This is a genomic window from Tomitella cavernea, assembly GCF_016599145.1.
In the GTDB taxonomy this organism is placed as follows: Bacteria; Actinomycetota; Actinomycetes; order Mycobacteriales; family Mycobacteriaceae; genus Tomitella; species Tomitella cavernae.
This window is the reverse complement of the sequence record NZ_JAENKO010000043.1, coordinates 19,941-39,109: the sequence shown is the minus strand read 5'-3', so window position 1 is coordinate 39,109 and position 19,169 is coordinate 19,941. Positions and strand designations below refer to the sequence as shown.

Here is a 19,169-nt window from a genome sequence, read left to right as displayed (position 1 = left end):
GACGGCGGCGGCGCGGCCCGCAGGGGGCCTCCGGCGCACCGGAGGCGCCGCAGCGCGACGACGGCCCCGAGGCCACGGCACGCCGGCGCGAACTGCGCGCACGGCTCGACGCGGTGATGCTCCGCGACGAGCACCGCCTGCGGCGGCGCATCGACGGCGCACCCGCTCTCGGCGAGCTGGCCGCGGTGGACGACCTGATCACCGCCTCCCAGCAGCGCGTCGAACGCAGACGCGCGTCGGTGCCCGCGGTCTCCTACCCCGAGGCGCTGCCGGTAAGCGCCCGGCGCGACGACGTCAAGAAGGCGATCGCGGAGAACCAGGTGGTCATCGTGGCCGGCGAGACCGGCTCCGGCAAGACCACGCAGCTGCCGAAGATGTGCCTGGAGCTGGGCCTCGGTGTGCGGGGCCTGATCGGGCACACCCAGCCGCGCCGCATCGCCGCGCGCACCGTCGCCGAACGCGTGGCCGAAGAACTCGGCAGGCCGCTGGGCGACACCGTCGGTTACACAGTGCGCTTCACCGACCACGTCACCGACGACACGCTGATCAAGGTCATGACCGACGGCATCCTCCTCAACGAGATCCAGCGCGATCGGATGCTGCGGCGCTACGACGTCCTCGTCATCGACGAGGCCCACGAGCGCAGCCTCAACATCGACTTCATCCTCGGTTACCTCAAGCAGCTGCTGCCACGGCGCCCCGACCTCAAGGTCATCATCACCTCGGCCACCATCGACCCGGAACGCTTCGCGCAGCATTTCGCCGTCGACGGCGCTGCGGCGCCCATCATCGAAGTCTCCGGGCGCACCTTCCCCGTCGAGATGCGGTACCGCCCGCTCACCATCGAGCGCGGCACCGCCGATACGCCCGTGCTCGTGGATCGGGATCCGCTCGAGGCGATCGGCGCGGCGGTGGACGAGCTCGTCGCCGCCGGGCCGGGCGACATCCTGGTGTTCCTCGCCGGCGAGCGCGAGATCCGCGACACCGCCGACGCCTTGCGCGAGCGCCGATACCGGAATACGGAGATCCTCCCGCTGTACTCGCGGCTCTCGGCCGCCGAGCAGCACCGCGTGTTCACCGCCCACACGGGCCGGCGCATCGTGTTGTCCACCAACGTGGCCGAGACCTCTCTGACCGTCCCCGGGATCCGGTACGTCATCGACCCCGGCACGGCCCGGATCTCCCGGTATTCGGTGCGCACCAAGGTGCAGCGGCTGCCGATCGAGCCGATCTCCCAGGCCTCCGCGCGCCAGCGTGCCGGCCGGTGCGGGCGCGTCGCGGACGGCATCTGCATCCGCCTGTATTCGGAGGAGGATTTCGAAGCGCGCCCCGCCTTCACCGAGCCGGAGATCCTGCGCACCAACCTCGCCGCGGTCATCCTGCAGATGACGGCGCTGGGCCTGGGCGATCTGGCCGCGTTCCCCTTCGTCGAACCCCCCGACCCGCGGGCCGTGCGCGACGGCCTGACGCTGCTCGAGGAGCTCGGTGCCATCGTCCGCGGCGGGTCGGCCGGACGCGGAGCGCAACACCGGCTCACCGACACCGGCCGGTCGCTCGCGCGGCTGCCGGTGGACCCGCGGATGGGTCGCATGCTGCTCGAGGCGCAGCGCACCGGGTGCCTGCGTGAACTGCTGATCATCGTCTCCGCCGTCTCGATGCAGGACGTTCGGGAGCGGCCCGCCGACCACCAGCAGGACGCTGACGCCCGGCACGCCAGGTTCGCCGTGAAGGGTTCGGACTTCCTCGCCCGGCTGCGGCTCTGGGACTACCTGCGCGAGCAGCGCGGCGCGCTGGGCTCGAGCGCGTACCGCAGGATGTGCAAGGCGGAGTACCTGCACTTCATGCGCATCCGGGAGTGGCAGGACCTGCACGGACAGTTGCGGCAGATCGCGCGCGAGATGGGCTGGCAGGCCAACGAGGCGCCGGCGTCCGAGGACACGATCCACCAGGCGCTGCTGTCCGGCCTGCTGTCGCACATCGGCGCCCGCGACGGCGACAAGCGCGACTATCTGGGGGCCCGCGGGGCCCGGTTCGCCATCTTCCCCGGCTCGAGCCTGTTCAAGGGCCAACCGCGGTGGGTGATGGCCGGCGAACTGGTCGAAACATCCCGGCTGTGGGCGCGCGAGGTGGCCCGTATCGAGCCCGAATGGGTGGAGAAGCTCGCGCCGGACCTGGTCAAGCACGCCTACTCCGAGCCGCACTGGTCGATCAAGCATGCCGCACCGATGGCCTACGAGAAGGTGACGCTCTACGGTGTCCCGCTCATCGCACGCCGGCTCGCACCGTTCGGCCGGGTGGATCGGGAGGCCTCGCGAGACCTGTTCATCCGCCACGCGCTCGTGCAGGGAGAGTGGCGGTCCGACCACGCCTTTCTCACGCACAACCGATCGCTGCTCGAAGACGCGCTCGACCTCGAGGACCGGGCCCGGCGGCGCGACATCGTCGTCCGCGACGACGACCTGTTCGACTTCTACGACCGCCGCCTACCCGCCGACATCGTCTCCGGCCGCCATTTCGACTCCTGGTGGAAGAAGGCGAGGCGCACCGACCCGGCGCTCCTCGATTTCACCGCGGACACCGTCACCAACGACGATGCCGATGCCGTCGCAGGCGCCGACTACCCCGACGCCTGGCTGCAGGGCGGGGTCCGCCTGGAATTGGACTACCGGTTCGAACCCGGTCACCCGGACGACGGTGTGACGGTGCGGATTCCCGTGGAGCTCCTCCCCCAGGTGCGCACGGCCGGGTTCGACTGGCTCGTGCCCGGCATGCGCGAGGAGCTCGCCACCACGCTCATCCGCTCGCTGCCCAAACAGCTGCGGCGCGCAGTGGTCCCCGCACCGGATTTCGCCGCGGCCGCACTGGCGCGTGTGCAGCCACGGTCGGAGCCGCTGGCCAATGCACTCGCCCGGGAGCTCTCACAACTCGGTTCGTGCCGTATCGCCCCGGAGGACTTCCGCAGCGGTGCACTTCCCGACCATCTGCGCGTCACGTTCTCGGCGGTCGACCGGCGGGGCCGTGAACTCGGCCGGTCCAAGGATCTCGCCGAACTGCGGACCCGTTTGGCCCGCCACATCAGCGACACTGCCGTGCGGGACGGCCAGGAGCACGCGCGACCGGCCGCGACCGTGTGGACCTCCGAAACACTCGGCGAAGTGCCCGAGCAGGTGACGAGCGAGGTGGCGGGCCAGAAAGTGGTGGGGTTCCCGACGCTGAGCGTCCGGGATCCGGCGACGCCGGCGGGCACGGCGGCAGTGGCGGTGACGGTGGTGTCGACGCGCGCGGAGCAGTCCGCCGCCATGCGCACCGGTACGCGCCGACTGCTGCTCAATGCCGTTCCGGGACTGGGCAAACGCCTGGTGTCTGTCTTGTCGACGGCGGACCGCCTCGTCGCCGGGCAGTACCCGTTCGGCGGGCTCGACGGGCTCGTCGATGACGTGCACGAGTGCGCCGTGGACGAGGCGATGATGCGGGCGGGCGGGCCTGTCCGCGATCCGGATGCGTTCGCCCGCTTGAAGAGCGCGGTCGGCCCGGCTGCGCGCGCCGCCGAGCCGGCGATCGCCGCCGCCGCCGTGGAGATCGTCCGTCGATGGGGCGAGTTGCAGGTACGGCTCGGCGAGGCGGCCGCGTCCACTGGGGTTTCCGATTCGACGGTGGACGACGTCCGCCAGCAACTCGCCGATCTGGTCCGGCCCGGCTTCCTCCTGGAGGCGGGCAGCGCACGAGCCGCGCAGATCCCGCGGTACCTTCGCGCGGCGGCCCTGCGTCTCGAATCCGCCCCGACCTCCGGTGCGCGCGAGCACCAGGGCATGGACACGCTGGACCGCGTGTATGGAGCGCTGGAACGCTATCTTGCGCACTGCCCGCCGGGCTCTGCCGAATCGCCGGCGGTCCAGGAAGTGTTCTGGATGATCGAGGAGCTGCGCGTGGGACTCTTCGCGCAGAAACTGGGGACCGCACGGCAGGTCAGCGAAAAGCGCATCCTGCGCGCCATCGACAAACTCCCCCGCTGACGACCGGCGGCCAGCATCACCGTGCGGGCGCGGGCTCCTCGGATGCGGCCCCACCCGCCCCTTCGCGATGCAGCCGCAGTTCCTCTATCGCGGTTTCGAAATCCTCGGCAGAGCTGAACGAACGGTACACCGACGCGAACCTCAGGTATGCGACCTCGTCGAGGTCACGCAGGGGGCCCAGGATGGCCAGGCCGACCTCCTGGCTCGGGACCTCCGGGGATCCAGTGGCGCGGATGGTCTCCTCCACTGTCTGCGCGAGCAGGTGCAGCGCGTCGTCGTCCACGTGCCTACCGCGGCAGGCGCTGCGGACACCCCGTACCACCTTCCCCCGGCTGAACGGCTCCTTGACTCCGCTGCGCTTGACGACATAGAGAACGGCGGTCTCCACCGTGGTGAAGCGCCGTCCGCAATCCTGGCACTGCCGCCGACGTCTGATCGCCTGTCCCTCGTCGGCCTCACGCGAATCGACCACGCGGGACTCGGGGTTCCGGCAGAACGGACAGTGCATGGGGGCTCCTTCATCGCTGCTGCCCATGCGCGGCGCAGTCACACCAACCCGGGGCCGTCCATCCAGGTGCGCACGCATATCAGCTAGCGGTCACTTTCTCCACGCCGATAATACGGGAAAGGACGAAGGAGACCGACGCCACCGATCCGCCGGCCGCAACGAAGCCGCGGGCCGCTCCGCCGCCACGGACCGTCATCAACCGTGCGCCCACGGCACGACCAGACTCTGACCGGCGTGGACGGCCGCGCTGTCGAGCGCGTTGAGCGCGATGATGCGATCAACCATCTGGCCGACAGGGACGTCGGGGGCCGCATGCCGCGCGATCGAACTCAGCGTGTCACCGGAAGAGACCTCGACCGTGTTCACGTCACCGGGCATCGTCGTGGCGCCGATCGACCGGACCTGCGCGACAGCAAATATGACGAGGGCGAGCAGCACGGCGACGGCGACCGCCGCGGCCAGCCCCCGCCTCTCTGCCTCCCCCCCGGTGGGGGCGTGCCCCGCCCCGGACATCCGCAGGGCACGCCGGGGCAGTGCCGCCGGGGCCCCGGCGGGACGCCGCCAGACGTCCGACCTGTCGACCCCTCGCCGGCGGACCGGCCGCCGGAGCTCATACGGTGCGTCCGCCACCGGCACCCGGACCCCGCCCATCGTGCGCCCCGACGCGCTTTGCCGCTCCGCCACAGCGTTCATGCCAGCCTCCCGATTCCACCGTCGATGCGTTCGCACCGGCTTCTCCATGCCACCCCGGACACCCGATTCCGCGCACCGCCGCAACTCCTGTGCGTGGCGTCGGCAGTCATTAGTACATACGTTCGCTCGCCTGTACATGCTATAGCCCACCCATTCGATAGATCAAGCATTCGACCGAAACACCGCCGCGATACCCGGGCCAGCCGGCACGACGCCCCATCGCAGCAGGGAGTGTTTCGCCGCGACGCACGAGGCGGAAGCTTCGCGACTCCGTTCGATGTACACACGTTCGGGTTGTATCAATCCGAACTGACAAAACCGACCGGCCGCGCCTGCCACCTGCGTCGACCACACCCCCGACGACCGGCGATCGGCGCGGTCGGCGCTGCGCACCGACCGGGAGACACGTCGAACAGATGTTTGTTGATTCCGCCGATCGGCGCTACATTCGAATCAAGCCGCAGCTCCCCGCGTGAAAGGACGATGCAAGGCACGGACGCCACTCCGGGGGACGGGGCGGATCCCGAGCGGGGGGTGCACCGGCGGATTGTCGCGATACAGCAGGGAGGACCAGGGCCGATGGCGAAGAAGGACTTCAATGTGGCACTGGACGGCGGGAGGCCGTCCATCGAGTCGCTCACCGACCGTCAGCGCAAGGTACTCGAGGTGATCCAGACCTCGGTCCGCGAGCGCGGCTACCCGCCGAGCATCCGCGAGATCGGCGACTCGGTGGGGCTGGCCTCGACGTCGTCGGTGGCGCACCAGCTCCAATCCTTGGAGAAGAAGGGATTCCTACGCCGGGATCCCAATCGCCCGCGCGCTGTGGATGTCCGGGGAATCACGCCACTGCGCTCGGCGGAAGACGCGCCGGATTCCGGCCAGACGGCCGACGGCGCGGAGGCACCGGCGCGGCCGGAGCCCACGTTCGTTCCGCTCGTGGGCAGGATCGCCGCCGGCGGCCCGATCCTCGCCGAGCAGAATCAGGAGGACGTCTTCCCGCTGCCGAAGGAACTGGTGGGAAACGGCACGTTGTTCATGCTCAAAGTCGTGGGCGAGTCGATGGTGGACGCGGCGATCTGCGACGGCGACTGGGTGGTGGTGCGCCAGCAGAGCGTCGCCGACAACGGCGACATCGTCGCGGCGATGCTCGACGGCGAGGCCACCGTCAAAACTTTCAAGCGGGATGGCAAGAACATCTGGCTGATGCCGCACAACCCGCACTTCACCCCCATCCACGGCAATGACGCGACCATCCTCGGCAAGGTGGTCACCGTCATGCGGAAGGTATGACCAGGTGACGAAACCCAGTGAGGCGTCGACGCGGCCCGGACCGGTGGGCCCGTGAACGTCGGGGCGTCCGGCGCAGCAGCCGGCGGAGGCGGTTCCAGCGACTCGGCGGTGGACGTGATCGCGCGGGCCGCACGCGAGGGCCGGCCCACCGTCGCGATCCGCCGCCAGCTTCAATGGCCGGACACCGACGCCTCGGGACACCAGCACTTTTCCGTGGTGCGCCAATGGGCCGAGGAGGCCGAGGGCGAGTTCCTCGAGTCCACCGGCCGGCCGGAACTGCTCAAGCACCTGCCGCGGGTGCGCTACGAGGCCGATTTCCGGCAGCGGATGTGGCTGCGTGAAACTCTTGAGGTACGACTCGCCGTCGTCGCCGTAGGCACCTCATCGGTCACCTACCGCTTCGCCATCACCGGCGCACGGGGAACTGCGGCCGACGGGACCATGATCGCCGTGCACACCGACGGCAGCGAAGGCGGCCCCGTGCCCTGGCCCGACGATCTGCGCGCCACGTTCACCGGGACCCCTCCCCAGGTGATCTGACAGCCCCGCGATCTGAACGCCCGCGAGTCCGGCCCGCCCCCGTGCAGACCGATTCCGGGCACGCACAGCCAGCCATCCCGTCGGTGCCGCGTGCCCGCTATCCCGTCAACGCCGCGCGCGCGGCTTCCCGCGCCGCCGGTGCGCTCGACGCCCCCAGCGCGGCATCGGCTGCGGCCTCGCAGCAGGCATGCGTGACGCGCTCCAAAGCGACGCCTACCTGCCTGATCGCTGCCGGGGCCGCGGACAGCGACGTGACGCCCAAACCTGTCAGCACGCACGCGAGCGCCGGATCGGCGGCGGCCTCACCGCACACGCCCACCGGCTTGCCCGCGCGACGCCCGGCGCGCGCCACCCCGGCGACCAACGCGAGCACCGCCGGCTGCCACGGATCGGAGAACTCGGCCAACTCGCCGGACATGCGGTCAGCCGCCATCACGTACTGCGTGAGGTCGTTGGTACCGATCGAGACGAAGTCGACCTCCTCGAGAATGCGATCGGCGAGGACCGCCGCGGCGGGAACTTCGATCATCACGCCCGGCACCAGCCCCGCCGCGCGCACCTCCGCGGCGAACGTCCGCGCCTCGTCCACGGTCGCCACCATCGGAGCCATGACCATCGCCGCCCCCGCGCCGCCGTCGGCGTCCCGGCCGCGCGCGGCCAGGGAGATCGCCTCGAGCTGCCGTGAGAGCAGCGCAGGCGAGGACCGCGCCACCCGGATGCCCCGTACACCCAGGGCCGGGTTCGCCTCCTCGCCGTGGTCGACGAACCGCAGCGGCTTGTCGGAGCCCGCATCGAGCGTCCGGATGACCACCTTGCGCCCTTCGAACGCATCGAGGACGCGGCTGTACTCCTCCGCCTGTTCGGCGACCGAAGGCTCGGCGTCGCGGTCCAGGAACGCCAGCTCGGTCCGCAGCAGCCCCACCCCCTCGACCGGTGCGGACGCCGCGACCTCGGCGGACGCACCGTCCTGCACGTTCGCCAACAGAGCGACGGCGTGCCCGTCGGCCGTGGCGCCCGGCCCGGTCCACTCGTGTATCGCCGCGGCGTCCTCCCGCCACCGCGCGATACGGGACTCGGTATCCGCGTGCGGCGGTTCGACGGCCACGCTGCCCTCGCCGCCGTCGACGAGCACCAGCGTGCCGGGCGCGAGCTCCATCGCCCCGGGGACCGCGACGACACACGGGATTCCCAGTTGACGGGCGATGATGGCGGTGTGGCTCGTCGGTCCGCCCCGTCGCGTCACCAAAGCGATGATCGACTCCGGGTCGAGCCCGGAGGTGTCCGCCGGGGCGAGATCGTCGGCGACGAGCACGGAGGGGCGTGGCGGCACCGGAATGCCCGGCTCCGGGACGCCCAGGATCTCCGCCAGGACGCGGTCCCGTACATCTTCCAGGTCGGTGATCCGCTCCGCCATGAGCCCACCGACCTTCTCGAACATCACGCTGAACTCCGCCGTGACTGCGGCGACGGCATGCGGCGCCGGCGAGCCCGCGGCCACCGCCTTGCGTACCGCCGCACACCATCCGCGGTCCTCCGCCATGGCCGCGGTGGCCTGCAGCACCTCGGCGGCGGCCCCGGACGCGGCCGAGGCACGCTTCCGTAGCCGTTCGGCGACCGTACGCGCGGCCTCGTCGAAGGCCGCGGCCTGCGCGTCCCTTGCATCGGCGGCGACCTCGTACCCGGGTCCCGGATCCGGCCGGTCGGCGGCGATACGGATCACGGGCCCGTAGGCCAGGCCGGGAACGACCGGCGTCCCCGCCAACACTTGGCCTCCGAACGAGGCGCCGGACGCTGCTCCGCCCGGTTCCGTTGCACGCGCGATCGCCTCCCCGGTGGCAGGCACCACCGCTGCGTCGTCCTCATACATCGTTTCCGCTCCTCGGATCACCTGTGGCCACTCCGGACAATGCCGGCATCACCGGCGCAGAACGCGCGGCGGGAGGGCAGACCCCGAGCCGCCGCATCTGTGAGTCAGATTACGCGGAAGTCTTGACATGTCAACACGAACCCATGTAAACCAACAGTTATCAACATTTTCAGGCGCCGATAGACAACACGAAGCCACAACCGCAGCGGTAGCCCGCAACTGCACGACACCGACCGCGCCTTACTCTACGAAGCAGGTCCCGATGTACGCCGAAGAACGCCAGCTGGCGATCACCACCGAAGTCTCGCAACGGGCACGGGTCTCCGTGGCCCAGCTCGCGCGGCGATTCGACGTCACGACCGAAACGATCCGCCGCGACCTGGCGGCCCTCGACCGGGCCGGCACAATCCGCAGGGTCCACGGCGGCGCGGTCCCGGCCGGCACCTTCCCACGCCCCGAGGAGGCCTTGGGCACGCGGCTGGAGACGATGACCGCACAGAAGGAGCACATCGCCCGCGCGGCGCTGACCTACCTCCCGCCGGCCGGCGGGTCGATCCTGCTCGACGCCGGAAGCACCACCGGGGCCCTCGCCGCGATGCTGCCGAGGGACCTCGCACTGTCCGTCATCACCAACAGTCTCCCGATCGCGACGACGATCGCCGGGCTGCCGGACGCCGCGCTGCACCTGCTGGGCGGCCGCGTCCGCGGTCTGACCCGTGCGGCGGTTGGACCAGTGGCCTTGCAGAGCATCGATGCACTGCTCACCGACGTGGTCTTCCTCGGCACCAATGCGGTCACCGCCGACCACGGGTTGTCCACTCCGGACCCCGAGGAGGCTGCGATCAAGCGGGCGATGGTCACGCACGCCGGCCTGGTCGTGGCCCTGGCCGACTCGGGCAAGCTCGGCCACGACGCCCTCGTCCGTTTCGCCGAAGCCACGGAGATCGATGTTCTCATCACCGACACCGGCGCCGACCCGGAAGAGGCCGAGTCCCTGCGCGCGCAGGGCATCGAGGTGGTGATGGCATGATCGTCACACTCACCGCCAATCCCAGTATCGACCGCACGGTCGCACTGCCGGGCATCCTCGAGCGCGGCGGCGTACTCCGGTCGCGAGGGGAGACCGCGCAGCCCGGCGGCAAAGGCGTCAACGTCGCCCGGGTGCTCATGCTGGCCGGCGCTCGGTCACGGGCGGTGCTTCCAGTGGACACCGACGACCCGCTGTCCACCGCGCTCGCGGCCACCGGGCTGGACGTCGCCGCCATCCCCCGCGGCGCGCCCACCCGGACCAACCTCACCCTCACCGAGCCGGACGGCACCACGACCAAGATCAATTCTCCCGGCAGCGCACTTCCGCGTGCCGTGCAGGAACGGCTGCTCGATGTGCTGGTCGCAGCCTCCGCTGACGCCGAGTGGGCCGTGCTGTCCGGCTCGCTTCCCGCGGAAGCGCCCGACGACTGGTACGCCGACGTGGTCACGGCACTGCGGTCCACCGGCGCACGCATCGCCGTCGACACGTCCGACCGCCCGCTGCGCGGCCTCGCCGCGCGGTTTCCCGCCACCGCGCCAGACCTCATCAAGCCGAACTCCGAGGAACTCGCCCAGCTCACCGACGAGCGCCCCGACCGGTTCGACGCCGCGGCCGCCGCCGGCGACCTCGGGCCCGTCGTCGCGGCGGCCAGGCGGCTGCTGGACCGCGGCGTGGGGTCCGTTCTGGTGACGCTCGGCTCCGCGGGGGCGTTGCTGGTGGACGCCCAGGGCACGTGGTGGGGGGCGGCGCCGCCGGTCAGGGCGCTCAGCACGGTAGGCGCCGGCGATTCGAGCCTGGCCGGCTACCTCCTGGCCGATACCGCCGGGCTCGGGCCGGCGGAGCGCCTGCGCGGCGCCATCGCCTACGGCGCCGCCGCCGTGTCGCTTCCCGGCACCACCCCGCCCGCACCCGACACCGCGGCCGCCCTCCGCGACCGCATCCCGATCACCGAGCTCGCGCCGCACGCCGCTCCCCTCCTGCACGACCACGAGTGAGGACCCCGCCATGACCGACACGCCCACACCCGACGACGGCGCCACCGACGCCGCCATCATCACCACCGACCTGGTGCGCCTCGATGCGACGCTCGGCTCCGCGCCGTCCGAGGTGATCGGATCACTCGCCGCGCTGCTGGCAGAGACCGGTCGGGCCACCGATCCGGATGCCCTCGCCGCCGCGGCCCTCGAACGTGAAGGCAAGGCCGCCACCGGCCTGCCCGGCGGGATCGCGATCCCGCACTGCCGGTCGGCGGCGGTCACGGTCCCGTCTCTCGCCTTCGCCCGGCTGGATCCGGCCGTGAACTTCGGCGCTACGGACGGGCCGGCGGACATCGTGTTCCTCATCGCCGCGCCGGAAGGTGCCGGATCCGAACACATGAAGGTGCTCACCAGCCTCGCCCGTGCGCTGGTCCGCCCGGATTTCGTGCAGTCGCTGCGCGACGCGGGCGACCCCGACGCGGCCGTCGCCCGCATTCTCGACGTGGTGCGGCCGGCACCCGCCGCAACTGCCACGCCAACGGCGGATCCAGTGCAGCCGGACTCCGCACCGACGGCCCCCGGTACTGCGGATACGGCCGCCGCAGCCGAGCCCGACGCGCACCGGTCCGTCGTGGCGATCACCGCGTGCCCCACCGGCATCGCCCACACCTATATGGCGGCGGACGCGCTGACCGCGGCGGCGGAACGCACCGGCGTCGACTTCTCCGTCGAGACCCAGGGCTCCAGCGGCTCCACGCCGCTGAGCGCGGAGACCATCGCGCAGGCCGACGCCGTCATCTTCGCGACCGACGTGGGGGTGAAGGCGCGCGGCCGGTTCGCGGGCAAGCCGGTGATCTCCTCGGGCGTCAAGCGCGCGATCAACGAGCCGGACACGATGATCGCCGAGGCCCTCGCCGCGGCCGGCGACCCGCACGCACCGCGCGTCGCCGCCGACGATGCCGCGGAGAGCGACGGGGGCGCGGCGGGCGAGGGCGTCGCCTGGGGCCGGCGCATCCAGCAGGTCCTCATGACCGGCGTCAGCTACATGATCCCGTTCGTCGCCGCGGGCGGGCTGCTCATGGCCCTGGGCTTCCTCGTGGGCGGGTATGAGATCGCCGACAGCGCGAAGGACATCGTCGTCACCGATAGTCTGACCAACCTGCCCGACGGCGGGATGCACATCTACCTAGGCGCCGTGCTGTTCACCTTGGGTTCGGTGGCGATGAGCTTCCTTGTGCCCGCCCTGTCCGGCTACATCGCCTTCGGCATCGCCGACCGCCCCGGCATCGCCCCCGGTTTCACCGCAGGCGCCATCTCCGTCCTCGTGGGCGCGGGCTTCATCGGCGGCCTCGTCGGTGGCGTCGTCGCGGGCCTCGCCGCACTGGCCATCTCCAAGTGGCGGGTGCCCGAGTTCATCCGCGGCCTCATGCCGGTCGTGATCATTCCGCTTCTGGCGACCCTCATCGCCGGCGGTCTGATGCTGCTCGTGCTCGGCCGCCCGCTGGCCGCCGCCACCGAGGGCATGGAGAACTTCCTCGGCGGCCTCACCGGAGCGTCCGCCGCGCTGCTCGGCGTGCTCCTGGGGCTGATGATGTGCTTCGATCTAGGCGGCCCCGTCAACAAGGCGGCCTACGCGTTCGCCGTCGCCGGGTTGAGCGTCACCGACACCGCGTCGATGGAGATCATGGCCGCGGTGATGCTCGCCGGCATGGTGCCGCCGCTCGCGATGGCCTTGAGTTCGCTGGTGCGCCCCGCCCTCTACACTCCCGCCGAACGGCAGAACGGCAAGGCCGCCTGGCTTCTGGGTCTGTCGTTCATCTCCGAAGGCGCGATCCCGTTCGCGGCGGCGGACCCGCTGCGCGTCATCCCGTCGATGATGCTCGGCGGCGCGGTCACCGGAGCGCTGTCGATGATCTTCGGCGTCACCCTCAAGGCCCCGCACGGCGGCGTCTTCGTCGCCTTCGCCGTCGGCAACCTCCTGGGCTTCTTCGTGGCCCTGGTGGCGGGCACCGCGGTCGCGGCTCTCGCGGTCACCGCGGCGAAGCAGTTCATCCGCCGGCCGCAGACGAGCGCCGCACCCGTGACCGCAGGCGCGCTCGCGTGAGTCTCGGGCGTGCCGTCGGCGGCGCCGCGGCGGCAGAACCGGAGGAACCGCCGCAGCGGCACGCCCGCTGAGACATCATCGCCACCGAACTGGAACACCCCCTACGGACCCTCAGAATCCGCCCCAGCAGTACAACCCGCCCGAAGAAGGAGCCACACCATGGCCGCCAAGACCGTCACCGTCGGATCGTCCATCGGACTGCACGCACGCCCCGCAGGGATCATCGCCGAGGCCGCCGCCGAGGCGGGCGTACCCGTCACTCTGGCCGCCGAGGGCGGCGAACCGGTGGATGCGGGCAGCGCGCTGATGATCATGACCCTCGGCGCCGAGCAGGGCGCGCAGGTCACCATCGAATGCGAGGACGAGGAGGTGCTCACGCACATCGCCGACCTCGTGGCCCGAGACCTCGACGCATGAGCCGGTCCCGCGCGCACAAAGCCCCCGCGGCCTAGCCGCCCTGCGCGCCGCCCATCGTGTACGGCGCGAGGGCGGCCGCTAGCGCGCGGGGCACCTCCGCGCCGACCGCCGTGCCCTCCGCGCTGTGCCGCTCGGAGTCCACGGTGCCCTCGGCGTGGATGCGCGCCACGAGGTCGCCGCGCGAGTACGGCACGAGGACGTCGACGCGCACCCCCGGCCCCGGAAGCCGCTCGGTGAGGTGCGCCCGCAGCTCTGCGATGCCCTCCCCGGTGTGTGCGGAGACGAAGTGCGCGCCGTCGAGCACGCCGCGCAGTCGCGTGAGTTCCACCGGGTCGGCCGCGTCGATCTTGTTCACCACCAGCAGCTCCGGCGGCGCGTCCGCGCCGGCGCCCCGCAGCACGTCGGCGATGACCTCGTTGACCGCCCGGATCTGTTCGAGCGGGAACTCGTCGGAGCCGTCCACGACGTGCATGAGCAGGTCCGCCCCCGCGACCTCCTCGAGCGTGGAGCGGAAGGCCTCCACCAACTGGGTGGGCAGGTGGCGCACGAAACCGACGGTGTCGGTGAGCACGGCCTCGCGACCGTCGTCGAGCACGGTGCGCCGCGTCGTCGGGTCGAGCGTCGCGAACAGCGCATTCTGCACGAGCACCCCGGCGCCGGTCAGCGCGTTGAGGATGCTCGACTTCCCCGCGTTGGTGTAGCCGACGATCGCCACCGACGGCACGCCGGTGGTGTGCCGTCGGTGGCGTTTGACGTCGCGGGCGTTCTTCATGTGGGCGATCTCACGACGCAGCTTCGCCATCCGGGAGCGGATGCGCCGCCGGTCCGTCTCGATCTTCGTTTCGCCCGGGCCGCGCAGGCCCACCCCGCCGTTGCTGCCCGCCCGGCCGCCCGCCTGGCGTGACATCGACTCGCCCCAGCCGCGCAGCCGCGGCAGCATGTACTCCATCTGCGCGAGCGACACCTGCGCCTTGCCCTCGCGGGAGGTGGCATGCTGGGCGAAAATGTCGAGAATCAGCGCGGTGCGGTCCACCACCTTCACCTGGACGATCTTCTCCAGGCTGGTCAGTTGCGCGGGGCTGAGCTCGCCGTCGCAGATCACCGTGTCCGCCCCCGTGGCCATGACCACCTCGCGCAGCTCGGCCGCCTTGCCGGAGCCGATGTAGGTGGACGCGTCGGGGCGGTCGCGCCGCTGGATCAGCGCCTCGAGCACCGTCGACCCCGCCGTCTCCGCCAGGGCGGCGAGCTCGGCCATGCTCGTCTCCGCCTGCGCCGCAGTGCCCTCGGTCCACACCCCCACCAGCACCACGCGCTCCAGGCGCAGTTGACGCTGCTCCACCTCGGTGATGTCGGCGAGCTCTGTCGACAGCCCCTCCACGCGGCGCAGCGAGCTGCGCTCGGCCAGCTGCATCTCGCCGAGCGAGGGCTCCTGCGCGCCGCCGTCGCTCGTGTGCACCTCGTCCGGCACCGCCCGGTCCGGCTGATCCGATCCCGTCATCACGCCGCCCCGGCGCCGACACGCCGCGCGGCGACGGGCCACGCGGCGCTCGCCGCATATCGCCACCAGCGATCGTCGACGGTCCCCGACGCCACGAGCACCGACGGCCCCTCGAGAACGGCGCGGCCGTCCGTTCCGACCGTGACCGTCACGGCACCACCGGGCACGGCGACCTCGACGGTTCCGGCGGACCGGTCCTCCGCGCGCAGCGCCGCGAAGGCGGCCGCGACGGTGCCGGTGCCGCAGGACCGCGTCTCCCCCACGCCCCGCTCGTGCACGCGCATGGCGACAGCGCCGCCGCGCAACGGCGTCACCACCTCCACGTTGACGCCGTCGGGAAACAGCGCGGCGTCGAATGCGGGCACGGACGCGATGTCGAGTGCCGCCAATCCCGCGTCATCGAGCCCGGTCACGACGCTGACCAGGTGCGGGTTGCCCACATCCACCGCCAGGCCCGGCAGCCTCATGCCGCCCGCACCGCCCAGATTCACCGAGGATTCGCCGAACCCAGTCACGGGACCCATCTCGACGGACACGCGCGCCTGCGCCGCGAAGTCCCGCGCGCCGACCATCGTCACCGCCCGCCCGCCCGCCCGGGTTCCGACGACGAAGGCGTCACGTTCTTCACGGCCCGAGGCGCACAGGTAGTGCGCGAACACGCGCACGCCGTTGCCGCACATCTCCGCCACCGACCCGTCCGCATTCCGGTAATCCATGAACCAGTCGTGCTCGCCGACGCCATCCGGAAGCCCGGGCGTCAGGACGCCCGCGGCCACCAGCGCACCGGCGCGGGCGACCCGCAGGACCCCGTCGGCCCCCAGCCCGCGGCGTCGGTCGCACAGCGCCGATACCGTCGCGGGCGCAAGGTCGATCCGCCCGTCGTCGTCCGGCAGCACCAGAAAGTCGTTCTCCGTGCCGTGCCCCTTGACGAAGTCCATGGTTCACAGCGTAGTTCGCCCCGCCGGAGATCATGCCGCGCGGGACCGTCCGGGATGGGAATCGTGCGCGATCCGCGCTAAGATTCCACTAGGCAATCGATACTTTTCACATAGCGAAATCCGACGAGGAGCACGCCGTGAAACGCGCCGCGCGGGATCCCGGTTTCCGTGCACCGTGCCGGAGCCCTCCGGAACGGAAGCATCGACTGCCCCGTCACCCCGAGAGCGAGGAAGCACCGTGACTGATCGCGAAACCATCGGCGGCATCCAGGTCGACCGAGTCCTCTACGACTTCATCAACGATGAGGCGCTGCCCGCCGCAGGCGTCGACAAGGACGCGTTCTGGCAGGGCACGGCGCAGATCTTCGCCGACCTCGCCCCGAAGAACCGCGCGCTGCTGGACACCCGCGCGCAGCTGCAGAAGAAGATCGACGAGTACCACGACGCCGCCCCGGGCCCGGTGGACCCGGCCGCGTACAAGAAGTTCCTCACCGACATCGGCTACCTGGCCGACGAGCCGGCGCAGTTCTCCATCACCACCGCCGACGTCGACACCGAGGTCACCGAGACGCCCGGCCCGCAGCTGGTGGTCCCGGTGCTCAACGCCCGTTTCGCACTCAACGCCGCGAACGCGCGCTGGGGATCGCTGTACGACGCGCTGTACGGCACCAACGCCATCCCCGAGGACGGCGGGGCCGAGAAGGGCTCCGGCTACAACAAGGTGCGCGGCGACAAGGTGATCGCCTGGGCGCGCGGCTTCCTCGACGACGTGCTTCCACTGGCCGAGGGCAGCCACGCCGACGCCGTCAAGTACGCCGTGGACGGCGAGACGGTGCAGGTGACGCTGGCCGGCGGGGCCACCACGGGCCTGCGGAACCCGGGCGCATTCGCCGGCTACAGCGGCGACGCGTCCGCGCCGACGGGCATCCTGCTGCGCAACAACGGTCTGCATCTGGAGATCCAGATCGACCCCGCCGATCCGATCGGCAGCACCGACGCCGCGGGCGTCAAAGACATCTGCATGGAGTCCGCCGTCACCACGATCATGGACTTCGAGGACTCCGTCGCCGCCGTCGACGCGGAGGACAAGGTCCTCGGCTACCGCAACTGGCTGGGCCTGAACACCGGCACCCTCGCCGAGCAGGTCACCAAGGGCGGCAAGACGTTCGAGCGCACACTCAACCCCGACCGCACCTTCACCGCCCCCGGCGGGGGCGAGCTGACCCTGCACGGGCGCTCGCTGAACTTCGTGCGCAACGTGGGCCACCTGATGACGAACCCCGCCGTCGTCGACGCCGATGGCGCCGAGCAGCCCGAGGGCATCCTCGACGCCATCGTCACCAGCCTGTGCGCCATCCCCGGCCTGGGCGCGGGCAACGCGCTGGGCAACAGCCGCACCGGCTCGGTCTACATCGTCAAGCCCAAGCAGCACGGCCCCGACGAGGTCGCCTTCACCACCGAGCTGTTCGCCCGCGTCGAACAGGTGCTGGGCTTGCCGGAGAACACGCTCAAGGTGGGCATCATGGACGAGGAGCGCCGCACCACGGTCAACCTCGCGGCGTGCATCAAGGCCGCGGCCGCACGCACCGTCTTCATCAACACCGGCTTCCTCGACCGCACCGGCGACGAGATCCACACGTCGATGCACGCCGGCGCGATGATCCGCAAGGCCGAGATGAAGAAGTCGCACTGGATGACCTCGTACGAGGACTGGAACGTGGACAAGGGCCTGGCCTGCGGGCTGCCCGGGCACGCGCAGATCGGCAAGGGCATGTGGGCGATGACCGAGCTCATGGCCGATATGCTCGAGCAGAAGATCGGGCAGCCCATGGCCGGGGCCAACACCGCCTGGGTCCCATCGCCCACCGGCGCCACCCTGCACGCCACCCATTACCACCGGGTCGACGTGTTCGCACGGCAGAAGGAGATCGCCCCCAGCGTGCCGCGCGTGTCGGTCGACGACATCCTGCAGCTCCCGCTGGCCCCGGCCACCGACTGGAGCGACGAGGAGAAGCGCAACGAGGTGGACAACTCCTGCCAGTCGATCCTCGGCTACGTGGTGCGCTGGATCGACCACGGCGTGGGCTGCTCCAAGGTGCCGGACATCAACGATGTGGACCTCATGGAGGACCGGGCGACGCTGCGCATCTCCAGTCAGCTGCTGGCCAACTGGGTGCGCCACGGGATCGTCACGGCCGACTTCGTCGTCGAGTCGCTCAAGCGTATGGCCGCAGTGGTCGACCGCCAGAACGCCGGCGACGCCGACTACAAGCCGATGGCGCCGGACTTCGACACCAGCATCGCGTGGCAGGCCGCCAAGGAGCTCATCCTCGAGGGCCAGGACCCCAACGGCTACACCGAGCCGATCCTGCACCGCCGCCGCCGCGAGTACAAGGCCGCCAACGGCCTGTGACCGGCGCCTGACGGCCGAGCCGGACCGGCGGCCCCGCATCGCCTCCGTGGCGGTGCGGGGCCGCCGCCGTGCGGGACCGCGTCCGCCCCGCGGCCCCGCCGTCACCCGGCGGCGAGCCGCGTGACCGCCTCCCTCAACAGCGGGATCACCGCGTCCCGCCGGTCCTTGCTGAACCGCGACGCGGGGCCCGACACCGACAGCGCGACGGGCGCGGACGACTCCGTCGCGGCGGCCACGCACCGCACGCCCATCTCCTGCTCCGCCTCGTCGAATGCGTAGCCGAGCGCGCGGATCTGCTCCAGCTGCGCGAAGAACTCATCCTCGGTGGTGAGCGTGTTCGGTGTGTACTTGGTCATGGCGTTGCGCCGCAGGATGCCCCGGACCGCCTCGTCCGGCAGCCCCGCGACCAGCGCCTTGCCGACCGCAGTGCAGTGCACGTCCACGCGCCGGCCCACCTCGGTGAACATCCGCATCGCATGCCGAGACGGCACCTGCGCCAGATACACCACCCGGTCGCCGTCGAGCATCGCCATGTTCGCCGTCTCGCCCGTCCCGTCCACCAGCCCTGCGAGCGTGGGCCGCACCCAGGAACCCAGCAGCCGCCCGGCACTGTCGCCCAGGCCGACCAGCTTGGCCCCCAACGCATAACGCCGGGACGGTTCCTGCCGGACGTATCCGGCGTCGCGGAGCGTGGCCATCAGCCGGTGGATCGTCGGCATGGGCAGGCCCGTGCGTTCGGCCAGATCGCTCAGTGTCGCGGTGCCGCCGCAGTCCGCCATCTCCTCGAGCAGCTGCAGCGCACGATCCACTGATTGCACGCGGCCGGGCGAGCGCGCGGCCGCGCCGCCGGAATCGGGGTGCGCACCGTCGGTCATGGTCGC

Annotated in this window: 14 protein-coding genes; 8 read left to right on the top strand and 6 right to left on the bottom strand. The window is 71.3% G+C overall.

All coding sequences use genetic code 11. From position 1 onward, the window contains the following. Nucleotides 1-116: 116 nt before the first annotated feature. On the top strand, nt 117-4,013 hold the full coding sequence (hrpA, locus tag JJ683_RS14330) for an ATP-dependent RNA helicase HrpA (protein WP_242474732.1): 3,897 nt from the start codon (nt 117-119) through the stop codon (nt 4,011-4,013). A gap of 16 nt (nt 4,014-4,029) precedes the next feature. Here hrpA and nrdR read toward each other — a convergent pair whose 3' ends face one another. Together nrdR and JJ683_RS14320 are read right to left on the bottom strand one after the other, a co-directional pair. Next, nucleotides 4,030-4,521, bottom strand: a complete 492-nt coding sequence (nrdR, locus tag JJ683_RS14325) for a transcriptional regulator NrdR (protein ID WP_200175117.1) — start codon at nt 4,519-4,521, stop codon at nt 4,030-4,032. 195 nt (nt 4,522-4,716) lie between these two features. Next, the gene (locus tag JJ683_RS14320) at nt 4,717-5,214 is read right to left on the bottom strand and encodes a LysM peptidoglycan-binding domain-containing protein (RefSeq protein WP_200175116.1); all 498 of its coding nucleotides are present in this window, start codon (nt 5,212-5,214) and stop codon (nt 4,717-4,719) included. Between the two features lie 579 nt (nt 5,215-5,793). Between JJ683_RS14320 and lexA the strand changes: the two genes are divergently transcribed. Both lexA and JJ683_RS19180 read left to right on the top strand, forming a co-directional pair. Beyond that, a complete protein-coding gene (lexA, locus tag JJ683_RS14315) occupies nt 5,794-6,504 on the top strand; it encodes a transcriptional repressor LexA (protein ID WP_200175115.1) in 711 nt (236 codons plus the stop codon). Between the two features lie 51 nt (nt 6,505-6,555). Next, the gene (locus JJ683_RS19180) at nt 6,556-7,044 is read left to right on the top strand and encodes an acyl-CoA thioesterase (RefSeq protein WP_200175113.1); all 489 of its coding nucleotides are present in this window, start codon (nt 6,556-6,558) and stop codon (nt 7,042-7,044) included. A gap of 97 nt (nt 7,045-7,141) precedes the next feature. Here JJ683_RS19180 and JJ683_RS14305 read toward each other — a convergent pair whose 3' ends face one another. Beyond that, complete coding sequence (locus JJ683_RS14305) at nt 7,142-8,911, bottom strand: phosphoenolpyruvate--protein phosphotransferase (RefSeq protein WP_200175111.1); 1,770 nt, start codon at nt 8,909-8,911, stop codon at nt 7,142-7,144. 262 nt (nt 8,912-9,173) lie between these two features. On the opposite strand from JJ683_RS14305, the gene JJ683_RS14300 reads away from it, so the two are divergent. The 4 genes from JJ683_RS14300 to JJ683_RS14285 all read left to right on the top strand — a co-directional run bounded on the left by JJ683_RS14300 (nt 9,174) and on the right by JJ683_RS14285 (nt 13,439). Beyond that, nucleotides 9,174-9,941, top strand: coding sequence for a DeoR/GlpR family DNA-binding transcription regulator (locus JJ683_RS14300; RefSeq protein WP_200175109.1), 768 nt, complete (start codon nt 9,174-9,176; stop codon nt 9,939-9,941). Further along, complete coding sequence (locus tag JJ683_RS14295) at nt 9,938-10,936, top strand: 1-phosphofructokinase family hexose kinase (RefSeq protein ID WP_200175107.1); 999 nt, start codon at nt 9,938-9,940, stop codon at nt 10,934-10,936. The genes JJ683_RS14300 and JJ683_RS14295 overlap by 4 nt, the downstream gene beginning before the upstream one ends. 10 nt (nt 10,937-10,946) lie before the next feature. Continuing rightward, the gene (locus JJ683_RS14290) at nt 10,947-13,022 is read left to right on the top strand and encodes a PTS fructose transporter subunit IIABC (protein ID WP_200175105.1); all 2,076 of its coding nucleotides are present in this window, start codon (nt 10,947-10,949) and stop codon (nt 13,020-13,022) included. A gap of 159 nt (nt 13,023-13,181) precedes the next feature. Continuing rightward, on the top strand, nt 13,182-13,439 hold the full coding sequence (locus JJ683_RS14285) for an HPr family phosphocarrier protein (protein ID WP_200175104.1): 258 nt from the start codon (nt 13,182-13,184) through the stop codon (nt 13,437-13,439). Nucleotides 13,440-13,470: 31 nt separating this feature from the next. On the opposite strand, the gene hflX is transcribed toward JJ683_RS14285, so the two are convergent. Further along, complete coding sequence (gene hflX, locus JJ683_RS14280) at nt 13,471-14,937, bottom strand: GTPase HflX (RefSeq protein WP_200175103.1); 1,467 nt, start codon at nt 14,935-14,937, stop codon at nt 13,471-13,473. Continuing rightward, complete coding sequence (gene dapF / locus JJ683_RS14275; protein ID WP_200175102.1) at nt 14,937-15,875, bottom strand: diaminopimelate epimerase; 939 nt, start codon at nt 15,873-15,875, stop codon at nt 14,937-14,939. The genes hflX and dapF overlap by 1 nt, the downstream gene beginning before the upstream one ends. Before the next feature lie 238 nt (nt 15,876-16,113). On the opposite strand from dapF, the gene JJ683_RS14270 reads away from it, so the two are divergent. Further along, complete coding sequence (locus JJ683_RS14270) at nt 16,114-18,288, top strand: malate synthase G (protein WP_200175101.1); 2,175 nt, start codon at nt 16,114-16,116, stop codon at nt 18,286-18,288. Between the two features lie 101 nt (nt 18,289-18,389). Here JJ683_RS14270 and JJ683_RS14265 read toward each other — a convergent pair whose 3' ends face one another. Further along, nucleotides 18,390-19,163 (bottom strand): IclR family transcriptional regulator, encoded by a 774-nt coding sequence (locus JJ683_RS14265; protein ID WP_200175100.1) that lies wholly within the window; start codon nt 19,161-19,163, stop codon nt 18,390-18,392. Nucleotides 19,164-19,169: the final 6 nt, after the last annotated feature.